The sequence below is a fragment of the Stappia sp. genome (genome assembly GCF_040110915.1).
GTDB lineage: Bacteria > Pseudomonadota > Alphaproteobacteria > Rhizobiales > Stappiaceae > Stappia.
In genome coordinates this window covers 3,830,022-3,844,333 of the sequence record NZ_CP157793.1, presented here as the reverse complement: position 1 = coordinate 3,844,333, position 14,312 = coordinate 3,830,022, and the positions used below count along the sequence as shown (strand labels likewise).

Here is a 14,312-nt window from a genome sequence, read left to right as displayed (position 1 = left end):
GCCCGTGACGGCCGTCGCTTGCCGAATGGCCGGGCATCTTCCTGTTTTCTCTCGGTTTCGTCGAGGCCGCCGACGTTCCGAGATCTCCCGAAAGGACGCTGCACGCGCCCCTGCTTGCCCAATTTTTTCTATGTGCAATGCAAAAACAGTCTTGGGCAAACGCGTGAATTAAGCAATAGTCCAATAGCGTGAAGCCTCTTTTTCGCACGATAGTTTCGTGCATGCGGGCGTCGGACGGGATTTGCATGACGCAACGCAGCATTTGCGAAACGAGGCTGCGCATCGGGTGCAATCGGAAGGGGCGGTCGGATCGCGGGGGCTTCCGGCGATCGCGCCCGGGATCGCATCACCACAAACGCGAACTTGCGGCGTCGCCCGCAAGCGTAACGACGACGGGTCGACGGGAGGTCAGGAGACGATGAGCACTGTGGCACAAGCGAACGACAACCGCGAGGCGGAGGACAGGCCGGTGAAGGATCTCTATGAAATCGGCGAGATTCCGCCCCTCGGGCATGTGCCCAAGAACATGTATTCCTGGGCCATCCGGCCGGACCGGCACGGCCCGCCGGAAGAGGCGATGAAGCTCGAGGTGGTTCCGACCTGGGAGCTCGACAGTCACGAAGTGCTGGTCATGGTGATGGCCGCCGGCGTCAACTACAACGGCATCTGGGCGGCGCTCGGCGAGCCGGTGTCGGTGTTCCGCGCGCATGACGTGCCCTATCACATCGCCGGGTCGGACGCGGCCGGCGTCGTGTGGGCGGTCGGCTCCAAGGTGAAGCGCTGGAAGGTCGGCGACGAGGTCGTCATCCACTGCAACCAGGACGACGGCGACGACGAGGAGTGCAACGGCGGCGATCCGATGTTCTCTCCGACCCAGCGCATCTGGGCGTTTGAAACGCCGGACGGCTCCTTCTCGCAGTTCTGCCGCGTGCAGTCGCAGCAGCTGATGCCGCGTCCCAAGCATCTGACCTGGGAAGAAAGCGCCTGCTACACGCTGACGCTGGCGACCGCCTATCGCATGCTGTTCGGCCATGCGCCGCATCAGCTGCGTCCGGGCCAGAACGTGCTGGTGTGGGGCGCTTCCGGCGGCCTGGGCGTCTTCGGCATTCAGCTCGCGGCCGCGGCCGGCGCCAATGCCATCGGCATCATCTCCGACGAGGACAAGCGCGACTACGTGCTGTCGCTCGGCGCCAAGGGCGTGATCAACCGCAAGGACTTCGACTGCTGGGGCCAGATGCCCAAGGTGAACTCGCCGGAGTACAACACCTGGCTCAAGGAAGCCCGGCGCTTCGGCAAGGCGATCTGGGAGATCACCGGCAAGGGCAATGACGTCGACATGGTGTTCGAGCATCCCGGCGAGGCGACCTTCCCGGTCTCCTGTCTGGTGGTGAAGCGCGGCGGCATGGTCGTGTTCTGCGCCGGCACCACCGGCTTCAACCTGACCTTCGACGCCCGCTACGTCTGGCAGCGTCAGAAGCGCATCCAGGGTTCGCACTTCGCCCACCTCAAGCAGGCGTCGGAGGCCAACAAGGCGGTTGTCGACCGGCGCATCGACCCCTGCATGAGCGAGGTCTTCCCCTGGGACGAGATCCCGCAGGCGCACACCAAGATGTGGAAGAACCAGCACGCGCCGGGCAACATGGCGGTGCTCGTCGGCGCGCCGACGACGGGTCTGCGGTCCTTCGAGGACGTGGTCGAGGCGGCCAAGCGCTGATCACCTGCGCCCGGCGCCGGTCGGGCGGGCAACCTTGCGGCGGCGCGGCGGTTTTCGCTCGCGCCGTCCCGCGTTCGGAGATAAGACATCCGCATGACGACATTCACGCGACGTGCGGGACCGACGAGGCTCGCGGGGCTGACCGCACTGGCGCTGGGCGCGTTCGCGCTCGCCGGCTGTCTGCCGGAGCGCGGCGTCACGCCGCCCTTCTATCAGGATCTGGCGCGCGACGGGGCCGCCGTCGATACGGCCTCCGCCGTGCAGATGATCTCCAGCTATCGCCAGTCGAACGGGCGCGGCGTGCTGACGCTCGATCCCGTGCTGATGCGCGCGGCGCAACGGCAGGCGGACGCGATGGCGGCGGCGAACGACGTGCGCGCCTCGCTTGCGCGCGGCAACACGCTGGCGGCCCGGCTGACGGAGGCCGGCGAGCCCAAGACCTACGCGGTCGAGAATGTCAGCGCGGGCTATCGCACGCTCGCGGAGGCATTTTCCGGCTGGCGGGATTCGCCCAAGCACAACGCCGTCATGCTCGACGACAAGGCCACGCGCATGGGGATCGCGACCGCCCATGCGCCCGGCTCGAAGTACCGTGTGTTCTGGTCGCTCGTGCTCGCCGCCCCGGCGCCGTGAGACGGCGCCTTTCACTCGGGCGGTGACCGGCCGTCATGACAGGCGCCGGCGATGACGGGCGTCGGCCATGAGCGGGCCGGCGATGCGCCAGTCCGGCGATGACCGCAACGGCAAGGACAGCCATGCTGCATCCCGCATCCAGCGCTCCGGCAGAGGCCCCGGCAGACTATGACGCGCTCGTGCGCGCCTTTCGCTGGCGGATCCCCGAGCGCTACAACATCGCCGTCGACGCCTGCGACCGCTGGGCGGCGGCGGAGCCGGAACGCGTGGCGCTTGTCCACGTGCCGGAGACGGGCGCGGTGGAAACCTGGCGCTACGGCGATCTGGCGCGCGCCTCCAACCGCTTCGCCCATGCGCTGGCCGCACACGGAGTTGCCCGGGGCGATCGCGTCGCATTGCTCCTGCCGCAATCCCCGCCGACGCTGATCGCGCATCTCGCGGTCTACAAGCTCGGCGCGATCGCGGTGCCGCTCGCCAATCTCTTCGGCGTCGACGCGTTGCGCTACCGGCTCGGGCACAGTGGGGCCGCGGCCGTGGTGACCGATACGGCGGGGCTTGCCAAGATCCAGGACATCCGCGACGACCTGCCCGAGTTGCGCCTCGTCGTCTCCACCGGCGAGACGCCCGGTGACGCGCTCGGCTTTTCCGGGCTGCTGGAGCGCGGGCGCGACGCCTTCGAGGTCGTGGCGAGCACGCCCGACGACCCGGCGATGATGATCTACACCTCCGGCACCACCGGCCAGCCGAAGGGCGCGCTGCACGCTCACCGCGTCCTGCCCGGTCATCTGCCGGGCATCCGGATGGCGCAGGAGTTCCTGCCGCGCCCCGGAGACCTGTTCTGGACGCCGGCCGACTGGGCCTGGGCGGGCGGTCTGCTCAACGCGCTCTTGCCGGCGCTCGCGCTCGGCGTGCCGGTTGTCTCGCACCGTTTCGAGAAGTTCGATCCCGAGCGCGCCTTCGCGCTGATGGCGGACATGGGCGTCACCAATGCCTTCATTCCGCCCACGGCACTGAAGATGCTGCGGGCCGTGCCCGATCCGCGGTCGCGGTTCGCGCTCGCCCTGCGCGCCGTCGGGTCGGCCGGCGAGGCGCTCGGCCGCGACACCTACGACTGGGCGCGCGATCGCCTGGGTCTCACCGTCAACGAGTTCTACGGCCAGACCGAATGCAACGCCGTGCTTGCGTCCTGCGCCGGGATCGGTGTCACGCGGGCGGGGGCGATCGGGCGGCCGGTGCCCGGCCACACGGTCGGCATCATCGCCGAGGACGGGCGGGAATGCGCGGCCGGCGAGCAGGGCCAGATCGCCATCCGCCGGCCCGATCCGGTGATGTTCCTGCGCTATTGGAACGACGCCGCGGCAACGCGCGACAAGTTCGTCGGCGACTGGATGACGACCGGCGACCAGGGCGTGCGCGATGGCGACGGCTATGTCCATTTCGTCGGGCGCGACGACGACATCATCACATCGGCCGGCTATCGTATCGGGCCTGGCGAGATCGAGGATTGCCTCCTGTCGCATCCGGCCGTGGCGCTCGCCGCCGCGGTCGGCAAGCCCGATCCGGTGCGCACCGAAATCGTCAAGGCCTTCGTGGTGACGAAGCCCGGCGTGTCGGGCGATGCCGCGCTGGAGGAAAACATTCGCGAGCATGTGCGCACGCGGCTGTCGGCGCATGAGTATCCGCGCGAGATCGCCTTCGTCGACGCGCTGCCGCTGACCACCACCGGCAAGGTCATTCGCCGGCTGTTGCGCGAGGGCGGGGCGGCGGCGCCGGCGCTCGCCGAGGAATAGGGCGGGGGTTACCCGTCGCCACCGCGCAGGGCGGTCACCACGCGTTTGGCCGCGCGCCGCAGCCGCCGCTCCAGCGCATGATCGAGGGCGGTGAGCGACAGCCGCAGATCGGCCGCCGGCCCGCGCGTCAGGATGGCCGTGGCGTAAGGAATGCGCCCGCGCCACAGGGGCGTGATCATCGGATGGTCGGGAACGGCGAGCGAATCCGCCTCCGCCACGCCGTCGGTTTCGAGCGTGCGCCGCATGGAGTAGCGCGACACCTGCGCGCCGGGCGAAAAGCGGGCGAGGTCCTCGTCGTAGGCGATTTTCCAGGACAGCATGCGCGCGCCGTCGCGCAGCATGATCATCATGGCGATGGGGGCCGCGTCGCGGCGCAGGATGTCGATGCGCACCCGTCCCGCTTCGGCCATGCGGGCGATGAAGGCGCGGGCGAAGCTTGCGCGGTCGTTTCGGCAGGCGAGTGCGGTTCCGCGTCGCCCTTTCCAGCCGCGCGCTTCCAGCGTCAGAAATGCCTCGAAGGCGGCGGCGACCGCTTCGGGCTTGTCGAGGCTGACGAGGTCGACCGCGCCGGTGTCCGACAGGCGGCGGAACTGGCGCTCGATCTCCTTGCGCCGGCGCGTGCCGAGGGCGCGGTATTGCTCCTCGCCGGTCGGGCCGGTGGCATGGCCGGCGCGCACGCATGGATTGTCGAGATCGAGGCGCCAGAGATTGGCCTCCTCCAGATCGAGCACCAGGTCGTAGACCGGGCCGTCCGTGCGCAGATAGGGCAGCGTCACGATGTCCGTGCCGACGGCGGTGTGGGCGGTGTCGATGAGCGCGGCCAGAACGTCGGCATCCGCGTCGGGCGCCACGAGCGGCGTGCCGAGCGGGCCGTAGTCGCCGGCATGGGCCGTGGCGCCCGACAGCAGCAGGCCGAGACGGCGGCGCGCAAAGGGGGCAAGCGCCAGAAAGGCGCCGTCCGTATCGCGCCGCACGGCGCACAGGGTGACGTCGGCGCGTTCCATGTGCCGCAGATAGGGCAGCAGGAAGTCGGGCCGGTAGAAGGGGTTGGGCTCCAGGGCGCGGTCGGCCAGCGCCTGCCAGTCCGCCAGATGCGCCGCCGCCTCGCCGGCGGTGAAGGTGAGCGTCGCGATGCCGGTCACGCCGGTGTTCCCCTGGGTCTGTGGCGCATAGGCGCGCAGGCGGGCGCGGGTCTGCGGCCGGCGTCGCCCGCGCCGGAGGGACGGCTCGGACGGTGTCGCCTGAGGCGCGGATGGCTGCGGGTCGGGCGGTGTCGCAAGGGGCATGGGGATCGCCGTTCGATGGAGACCCGGCCGGGAACGCCGGGGGTACGATTGGAGGCGACTGTGCCACAGCCTGTGCGTGTGCGCGCCGGTTTCCTTAAGGAGTGGTTAACATCGTGCCGGGGGGAGGGCCGGGCGGTTGGGGCCGGGGGGCGGGGCGGCGTCACGGCGCGGCCGACACCCGGGTGGCGCCGAAGGCGAAGGGATTGAGGCCAAGCCGCGTGCGGGCCTGATGGTTGAGCGCGGTGGCCTCGAAGGTCATCGCAAGGGCGGTGGCGATGGCCGCGCCATACAGGCCGTAGGCGGGAATGAGCGCCACGTTGAGGGCGATGTTGAGCACGAAGGTGGCGGCATAGACCATGGCGCAGCGGTTCTGCTGGTCGGCCATGGTCAGCAGCGCATCGACCGGGCCGACGGAGGCGCGCGCCAGCACGCCGGCGAGCAGGATCAGCATGACCGGATAGCCGCTGTCGAAGCCCTCGCCGAACAGCGACAGCAGGAACGGTCCGGCCAGGGCAAGCAGCGCGCACAGGGCGAGCGTGGGCCAGAAGGTCCAGCGGGCGGTCTTGCCGACGAGCGTTTCCAGATCGGCGTGGGCGCCGGCGTGATACAGCGCGGAATAGCGATGCGCGGTGGCCGAGCGCACGGCGAAATAGACGAAATGGGCGAGCGCCGGGGTCTTGGAGGCGGCGAAATAGATCGCCACCTCGTCCGGCGTGCGCCAGAAGCTGACGAGAATGGCGTCGGCGCTGGTGATGAGCTGGAAGAAGCCGTCGACCAGCAGGATCGGCAGCGAGATCTTCAGCCAGGTGCCCAGGCTCCAGTGCTCGCGGGCCGGCAGGCGCGGGGCGCGGCGGGGGAGCGCGCGGGCGAGCACCAGCGTCTGCAGGAGCGTGACCGACCAGGTGGCGACGATCGCCACGACGCAGGCGGTGGGCGCGGTCGCCGGCGCGCCGAGCGCCACCGCGAGCACGAGCCCGCCCAGGATGGCGAGCGGGCGCCAGATGTAGGTCGGCAGCATGCCGAGCAGCGGCCAGTCGTAGGCCCGGGCGATGCCGTCCTGGATGCTGCCGATGGTGTAGAGCGGCAGGCACACGGCGGCGAGCACCAGCGGCAGCACGTAATAGGACGTGATCCGCTCGCCGAGCAGCCACACGGCGAGAATGCCGAAAAGCGCGATGGCGGTCGCCGCCAGGCCGCCGGCGAGCCGGCTTGCAAGCAGCAGCGCCTGCAGCCGGTCCGGCTGCGCACGGTATTCCGGGATCAGGCGCAGCACGGAGGAGGAAAAGCCGAGCGGCGCGAAGATCCCCAGAATGACGACGAGCGTCCAGACGACGACATAGATGCCGTATTCGTGGCCGCCCAGCAGGCGGGCCAGAATCACCTGCGAGACATAGGCGAGCAGCGCGCCGAACACACGCACCGCGAAGACGGTCAGCGCCATGCGCTGGGCCCGGGAGGTGTCGCCGTCGCCCAGCAGCATCTCGTCGAGCCGCATCAGTCCGGGGCGCAGCAGCGCCGACAGCCGCCCTGGCAAAAGACGGTCGGCCCATTTCGTGGGGGACAGGCGCACCGGGCGATGGCTCCTTGTGATCGTTGGGCCCAAGGATACGGGCCATAGGTTTAAATTTTCGTGGCGCGCGAGGCGCCGCCGCACCCGGTCGTCGCGGCCTCGCCCGGCAAGGGATGACGGAGGCCGAAAGCCGCGGCTTGACTCCGGCGCGCGGTTCCGGAATCAAGCCGCGGCTTGACTCCGGCGCGCGGTTCCGGAATCAATGAGAACATATCAGGAACAAAAGAGCGTGCCGCCGTGACCTCCTCCGTCCCGGGTCGATCGACCCTTGCCGATCTGCGCAGCCGCATCGCGGCGCTCGAGGGGCGCCTCCCCCACGAGGCGCAGCTTGCGCCGGGCCCTGCCTCCGCCGCACACGGGCGGGGTCCGGCGCGTTTGCGCACCGGCGTGGCGCGTTTCGATCGCCTGTTCGCCGCGCCGGGCCTGCCCTGCGGGGCGCTGCATGAGCTGACGAGCGCGGAAAGCCGGCATGGCGGGGCCCTGACCGGCTTCGCCACCGCCCTGCTGGCGCGCCTGTGCGCGCAGCGCGACGGCGATGTGGTGTGGGTGAGCGAGCCGGAGTGCCGGCGGGAGACCGGCGGTCCGCATGCGGATGGGCTGGCGCGATTCGGGATCGATCCGGCGCGGCTCATCCTGGTGCGGGCGCGGCGGATCGAGGAGGTGCTGTGGGCCGCGGAAGAGGGCTTGCGGGCCCGCGCGCTGGCCGCCGTCGTGGCGGAGGTGCGCGGCGCGCCCCGGGTGCTCGACCTGACGGCCTCGCGGCGCCTGCACCTGCGCAGCGAGGAGGGCGGGGTCTCCGCCTTTCTGCTGCGCCATGCGGACGGGGCGGCTCCCACGGCGGCGGTGATGCGCGCGCGCATCGCGCCCCGCGCCAGCATCGGCGCCGGCGACAGCCGCTTCGCGCCGCTCGGCCGTCCCGCCTGGCGGGTCGACGTGGAGCGCAATCGGGACGGGCGTCCCGGCCTTGTCGAGCTGGAATGGGATCATGCGACACAGCACTTCGCCGCGCCAGCGGATCGTCAGCCTGTGGTTTCCGGAGCTTGCGACCGACCGCCTGGAGCGGCTGGAGCGGGGCGTGTCGTGGCGTTCGCGCGCGGGTGAGTCGCCCGCGCGGATCACGGTGGCGCGGCAACGCGGTGCCGAGCGGGTGGCGGCGGCGAACGCGGCGGCCCTGCGCCTCGGCGTGGTGCCGGGCGAGGGGCTTGCGGATGCCTGCGCCCGCCTGCCCGGTCTCGTCAGCGATCCGGCCGCCGAGGCGGAGGACGCGGCATTGCTGGCCGCGCTCGCCGACTGGTGCGACCGCTACACGCCGCTCGTCGCGCTCGACGGCGCGGACGGGCTCTTGCTCGACATCACCGGCTGCGCCCATCTCTTCGTGCCCCGTGCGCCGGGGATGGACAACGGGACGCCCGGCTGCCTGCCGGGCGAGGCGGAACTGATGGCGGATTGCGTCGCGCGGCTCGAGCGGCAGGGCTTCGCCGTGCGCGCGGCGGTGGCCGACACGCCGCTCGCCGCCTGGGCGATGGCCCGGCACGCGCTGAGCGAGACCACGCGGGTCGGCGGCGTCGCGCCCGGCGACGGCTGGCGGGTGCTGGCGGAGCTGTCGCCGGCCGCGCTGCGGGTGGGGGAGGCGTGCGTCGCCGCGCTGGCGCGCGTCGGGCTGACGCGCATCGCCGATCTTCTCGACCGCCCGCGCGCGCCGCTCGCCGCGCGCTTCGGCGCCGATCTCGTGCGTCAGCTCGACCGTCTGCGCGGCATCGAGCCGGCGCCGATCTCGCCGCGTCTGGCGGTGCCCGCGCTGGTGTGCGAGCGCCGGTTCTTCGAGCCGATTGCGCGTGAAGAGGACGTGCGCGGCGTGATCGCCGCCCTGGCCGGACGTCTGGCCGGCGATCTGGAGACGCGCGGCGAGGGCGGACGGGCCTTCGAGCTGGCGCTGTTTCGCGTCGACGGGGTGGTCAACCGGGTGACGGTCGGCACGGGACGCCCGATCCGCGCGCCGGAGCAGGTGCTGCGGCTGTTTTCGGAAAAGCTCGCGGCGCTCGGCGACGATCTCGATGCCGGCTTCGGCTTCGATCTGGTGCGGCTCGCCGTTCTGGAGGCGCAGTGCGTGACGGCCGTTCAGGGCGACATGGACCGTCGGGCGGATGACGGCGAGGCGCTCGCCGATCTGATCGACCGCCTCGGCGCGCGGCTCGGGATCGCCCGCGTCGCCCGGTTTCTGCCCTGCGACAGTCACCTGCCCGAAGCGCGGCAGAAGCTGGTGCCGGCCGCGCTGGTCGATCCGGCCGCCCTCGTCTGGCGGGCGGAAACGCCGATTGCCCCCGACACGCCGCAACTGCGCCCCTTGCGTCTGCTCGATCCGCCGGAACCGGTCGAGGCGGTGGCGATGGTGCCGGAAGGCCCGCCCTTGCGTTTCCGCTGGCGCCGGGCGCTCTATGAGGTCGCGGCCTGCGAGGGGCCGGAGCGCATCGCGCCGCCCTGGTGGACGGCGCCAGGCCCCGCGCCGGCGCGCGACTATTACCGGGTGGAGGACGGGGCGGGGCGCCGCTTCTGGCTCTATCGGGAAGGCCATTACGCCGATCCGCAAGAGGGCCTGCCGCCGCCGCGCTGGTTCCTGCAGGGGCTTTACGCATGAGCCCCGGGCGGTTGGGCGGCGGGCGCGCCAAGGGCTATGCGGAATTATGCGCGGCCACCAATTTCTCCTTTCTGCGCGGGGCCTCGCACCCGGAGGAACTGGTGCGCCGCGCCGCAGACCTGGGGCTCGCCGGGCTCGGGATCTGCGACCGCAATTCGCTCGCCGGCGTGGTGCGCGCCCATGTGGCGGCGAAGGAGGCGGGCTTGAGGCTTGCCGTCGGTTGCCGGCTGGTGTTTTGCGACGGCACGCCGGACGTGCTCGCCTGGCCGCGCGACCGGGCGGCCTATGGCCGGCTCACGCGCCTGCTCACCCTCGGCAACCGCCGGGCGGAAAAGGGCGACTGCCATCTGACGCTCGCCGATCTGCTCGACTGGGGCGAGGGGCTGCTGCTCGCCGTGGCGCCCGACTCACGGGATGCGGCGCGGGAGGAGGCGACGCTGCCCGATCTCTTCGGGCGTCTGACGGCGACCTTCGCCGACCGGCCGCGGCTGGCGGTCGCGCTGGGGCACGGGCCGGACGACCGGCGCCGGCTCGACCGGCTGGCGGAGGTGGCGCGTGTTGCCGGCGTGCCGCTGTTGGCGATCAACGACGTGCTCTATCACGATCCCGCCCGCCGGCCCTTGCAGGACGTGCTCACCTGCATCCGCCTGCATGAAACGCTGGACAGCGCGGGGCGCCGGCTCGCCGCCAATGCCGAACGCCATCTGAAGGGGGCGGAGGCGATGGCCCATCTGTTCCGCGCCCATCCGCAGGCGGTGCGCGAGAGCCTGCGCCTGCTCGACGAGCTTGCCTTCTCCCTCGACGATCTCGCCTATGAGTATCCGGAAGAGCCCTGTGGCGAGAGCGCGAGCCCGCAGGCCGAACTGGAGCGGCTGACCCGCGAGGGCGCGCGGCGGCGCTATCCCGCCGGCGTGCCGGAGAAGGTCGAAAAGGCGCTGGCGCAAGAGCTGGCGCTGGTCGCGGAGCTGGCCTATGCGCCCTATTTCCTGACCGTGCATGACATCGTCCGCTTCGCCCGCAGCCGCGGCATTCTCGCGCAGGGGCGCGGCTCGGCGGCCAATTCCGCCGTGTGTTTTTGCCTCGGCATCACCGAGGTCGATCCGGACCGGGCCGATCTCCTGTTCGAGCGCTTCATCTCGCCGGAGCGCCGCGAGCCGCCCGACATCGACGTCGACTTCGAGCACGAGCGGCGCGAGGAGGTCATCCAGTACATCTACGAAAAATACGGCCGCGAGCGCGCCGGTCTGGCGGCGACCGTCATCACCTACCGCAGCCGGTCGGCGGTGCGCGAGGTGGGCAAGGTCTTCGGCCTGACGCGGGACACGCTCGACCGGCTCGCCGGCACCATCTGGGGCTGGTCGAGGAGCGGGGTGGACGCGGCCGAGATCCGCCAGGCGGGGCTCGATCCGGCCGATCCGCGTCTGGCCCAGGTGGCGCGGCTCGCACGCGAGATCGCCGGCTTTCCCCGCCACCTGTCGCAGCATGTCGGCGGCTTCGTCATCACGCGCGGGCGGCTCGACGCGGTCGTGCCGATCCAGAACGCGGCCATGGCCGATCGCACGGTCATCGAGTGGGACAAGGACGATCTGGAAGCGCTCGGGATGTTGAAGATCGACATTCTCGCGCTCGGCATGCTGACCGCGATCCGCAAGGCGCTCGATCTGCTCGCCGAGAATTACGGCCGGCACGAGACGGTCGCCTCCATTCCGGCGGAGGAGCCGGAGGTCTACGACATGCTGGGGCGGGCGGATTCGGTCGGCGTCTTCCAGGTCGAGAGCCGGGCGCAGATGACCATGCTGCCGCGCCTCAGGCCGCGCAGCTTCTACGATCTGGTCATCGAGGTGGCGATCGTGCGCCCCGGGCCGATCCAGGGCGACATGGTGCATCCCTATCTGCGTCGGCGTCAGGGACTGGAGCAGGTCACCTATCCGAGCAAGGATCTGGAGGCGGTGCTCGGCAAGACGCTCGGCGTGCCGCTCTTTCAGGAACAGGCGATGAAGATCGCCATCGTCGCCGCCGGCTTCTCGCCGGCCGAGGCCGACCGGCTGCGCCGGGCGATGGCGACCTTTCGCCGAGTCGGCACCATCGGCACCTTCCAGCGCAAGATGATCGACGGCATGGTGGCGCGCGGCTACGACGCGGCCTTCGCCGAGCGCTGCTTCCGCCAGATCGAGGGCTTCGGCGAATACGGCTTTCCCGAAAGCCACGCGGCGAGCTTCGCGCTCCTGGTCTATGCCTCCGCCTGGCTCAAGGCGCGCTATCCGGATGTGTTTCTCGCCGGGCTGCTGAACGCGCAGCCGCTCGGCTTCTACGCGCCGGCCCAGCTGGTGCGCGACGCGCGCGAGCACGGGGTGGAGGTGCGCGAGGTCGACGTCAATCTCTCCGACTGGGACGCGACGCTGGAAGCGGGATCGCCGGCCGCCGCCCGGCTGCATCCGCGCCATGCGTCCATGCGCGACACGGTGCTCACCACCCGCGCGGTGCGGCTCGGCTTTCGCAGCGTCAAGGGGCTGAAGGAGGTGGATATGCGCGCCCTGATGGCGCGGCGCGGGCGGGGCTATGATTCGGTGCGCGACCTGTGGCTGCGCTCGGGCCTGCCGCGTTCGGCGATCACCCGGCTCGCCGAGGCCGATGCGTTCCGTTCGCTCGGGCTCGACCGGCGCGCCGCGCTTTGGGCGGCGCAGGGGCTCGACGAGGCCAGGTCGACCGAGCGCCTGCCGCTGTTCGACCGGGCCGAGGCCGGCGAAACCCGGCGCGAGCCCGATGCCGACCTGCCGCCCATGCCGCCCGGCGCGCAGGTGGTCGCCGACTATCAGACGCTGTCGCTGTCGCTGAAGGCGCATCCGGTCTCCTTCCTGCGCGCCCGCCTGTCGGCGCTCAGGATCGCGCCCTGCGACGATCTTTCGCGGGCGCGCAACGGCGCGGGCCGCGAGGTGGCGGGGCTGGTGCTGGTGCGCCAGCGTCCCGGCACGGCGAGCGGCGTGATCTTCATGACGGTGGAGGACGAGACGGGCGTTGCCAATATCGTGGTCTGGCCGAAGGTGTTCGAGCGGTTCCGCGCCGTGGTGCTCGGCGCGCGGCTGGTGCGCGTGCGCGGCAGGGTGCAGTCGGATCAGGGCGTGGTGCATCTCGTCGCCGACCGTCTGGAGGACGCGACCGGGATGCTCGGGCTCCTGTCGCGCGACCCTCTGGCGGATGCGGGACTGGCGCGCGCCGACGAGGTCCGGCGCCCCGTGCCCGAGCACCGCCATAAAATTGCGCCGGGCGCGAAACTGGTGCGGCTGGTGCGCGAGGTGCCGGAGGTGGCAAGCGATCTGTCCGCCCCCGCCGCCCGGGCGGTGCGCGCGGCCCTGCCGAAGGGGCGGAATTTCCACTAATGCTGAAGCGTGCTTTACAAGTCCAAGGAGAATATAATAAATTTTTACTATTACATCCGTGACTTCTAGCTAGCCTTGGCGCTAGGTTTTCGCGAGAAAAGTTTCGAAGATCTCGATATGGACTCATTGACGAGCTGTTTAGCAAATTCTGCCTGCTCCGCAACGGAACTGTCTCGATGCATCGCAAGCTGAGTCGCTAACTTAATTGATTGAAATTCAACGGTTTTTACGGCAGAGTCACGTACTTTTCGCTGATCCGACATTTCAGTCTCCCTGCTCATTCTTAACGATATTGTGATTTGGGCTCAAAAGGCAACTCATATCGATATCAGAAAGCTCAAAAATCAACGCTAATGTCTCTGCTGCGTGCATTAAAAGCTCTGTTGTCGACTCTTCATAAAAACGGCCTTCCTGGTCACTAGTAACAACAAGGACGCCGAATGGGTTTTCCTCTTCCTTTCCAGAAATCGCTATTGGAACGCTGGCAAATGAAATATAAGCGGATGAATCGTAGGGTAATTGTTTAGAATTTCTAGCCCTGCAAAGCTGAGCTACCGCTTCGTCGTTTGCATTTCCGGTCAATATCGGTCGTCTATCGAGGAATGCCTTGCCGACATGTCCTTCGCCCGGCAGCCAGTCCCTTCCCAGTCCAGTAGATGGATGGCCATTGGCTCTATGTCGCCAAACTGACTGCAAAACGCCGATGTCTTCATTAAATAAATATACGCCGACATTCCATTTTTCTGATATTTTGAATCCAAAAACCTTATCCCCCTCCAAATAAAACATTGATAAAATTTCATTGAATATTTCTTTCAGTTGAAAAATATCTATTCCATCTCTTTTTATTGAATTAATATAATATATAGACATTGCTCTATAAGCGAAAGATAAAAGATTTTTAAGATATAAATTCTCAATATCATTTTCTAGTTTGTATACATTTTTGTGAAGACTAGATATTTCTTCGTCATCTTTCATTTTTTGTAGAAGTAATTTGTATGCGTCGCTATAAAGCGGTGCGTTCTTCCACCAAATCAATCCATATAAAACCGAAATAAAAATCCATAACGCTATAACCAAAATCTCGCTAATAATCCAAATTTTACTAGTAAAAATACCTAATATAGCGATCGAGAGCGGTAAAAAACGTGCTCTGTAATCACAGACGCCATTGTCTTCTCCGAAGAGCGAAGGGTAATTCTTTCAAATTCTTTCTTAAAATCAAGGTTCATGGCTTTCCTCCGATTTAAATAATACGCTTAGAGGTCCAATACATACGAATTATCTTCGTTCAATTATGTTTA

At 68.2% G+C, this 14,312-nt stretch carries 9 protein-coding genes; 6 read left to right on the top strand and 3 right to left on the bottom strand.

The features are described 5' to 3' along the window. Positions 1–418 precede the first annotated feature (418 nt). The 3 genes from ccrA to ABL312_RS17135 all read left to right on the top strand — a co-directional run bounded on the left by ccrA (position 419) and on the right by ABL312_RS17135 (position 4,137). Positions 419–1,714, top strand: coding sequence for a crotonyl-CoA carboxylase/reductase (gene ccrA, locus ABL312_RS17145; RefSeq protein WP_349358618.1), 1,296 nt, complete (start codon positions 419–421; stop codon positions 1,712–1,714). A gap of 93 nt (positions 1,715–1,807) precedes the next feature. Continuing rightward, on the top strand, positions 1,808–2,347 hold the full coding sequence (locus tag ABL312_RS17140; RefSeq protein WP_349358617.1) for a CAP domain-containing protein: 540 nt from the start codon (positions 1,808–1,810) through the stop codon (positions 2,345–2,347). A 122-nt stretch (positions 2,348–2,469) separates the two neighbouring features. Then, positions 2,470–4,137 carry an AMP-binding protein gene (locus ABL312_RS17135; RefSeq protein ID WP_349358616.1) on the top strand — a complete coding sequence of 556 codons (1,668 nt, stop codon included), beginning with the start codon at positions 2,470–2,472 and terminating at the stop codon, positions 4,135–4,137. A gap of 8 nt (positions 4,138–4,145) precedes the next feature. Here the strand turns inward: ABL312_RS17135 and ABL312_RS17130 are convergent, their stop codons facing one another. Both ABL312_RS17130 and ABL312_RS17125 read right to left on the bottom strand, forming a co-directional pair. Further along, positions 4,146–5,279 carry a GNAT family N-acetyltransferase gene (locus ABL312_RS17130; RefSeq protein ID WP_349358615.1) on the bottom strand — a complete coding sequence of 378 codons (1,134 nt, stop codon included), beginning with the start codon at positions 5,277–5,279 and terminating at the stop codon, positions 4,146–4,148. Between the two features lie 304 nt (positions 5,280–5,583). After that, on the bottom strand, positions 5,584–6,993 hold the full coding sequence (locus ABL312_RS17125) for a lipopolysaccharide biosynthesis protein (RefSeq protein WP_349358614.1): 1,410 nt from the start codon (positions 6,991–6,993) through the stop codon (positions 5,584–5,586). Positions 6,994–7,230: 237 nt separating this feature from the next. On the opposite strand from ABL312_RS17125, the gene ABL312_RS17120 reads away from it, so the two are divergent. The 3 genes from ABL312_RS17120 to ABL312_RS17110 are packed head-to-tail and all read left to right on the top strand — an operon-like array spanning position 7,231 to position 13,005. After that, on the top strand, positions 7,231–8,094 hold the full coding sequence (locus ABL312_RS17120) for an inducible mutagenesis protein A (protein ID WP_349358613.1): 864 nt from the start codon (positions 7,231–7,233) through the stop codon (positions 8,092–8,094). After that, a complete protein-coding gene (locus tag ABL312_RS17115) occupies positions 7,979–9,628 on the top strand; it encodes a DNA polymerase Y family protein (RefSeq protein WP_349358612.1) in 1,650 nt (549 codons plus the stop codon). The genes ABL312_RS17120 and ABL312_RS17115 overlap by 116 nt, the downstream gene beginning before the upstream one ends. Beyond that, positions 9,625–13,005: an error-prone DNA polymerase gene (locus ABL312_RS17110; protein ID WP_349358611.1), complete on the top strand. Its 3,381-nt coding sequence runs from the start codon at positions 9,625–9,627 to the stop codon at positions 13,003–13,005. The genes ABL312_RS17115 and ABL312_RS17110 overlap by 4 nt, the downstream gene beginning before the upstream one ends. A gap of 264 nt (positions 13,006–13,269) precedes the next feature. Here ABL312_RS17110 and ABL312_RS17105 read toward each other — a convergent pair whose 3' ends face one another. Then, on the bottom strand, positions 13,270–13,986 hold the full coding sequence (locus ABL312_RS17105; protein ID WP_349358610.1) for a GAF domain-containing protein: 717 nt from the start codon (positions 13,984–13,986) through the stop codon (positions 13,270–13,272). Positions 13,987–14,312 lie beyond the last annotated feature (326 nt).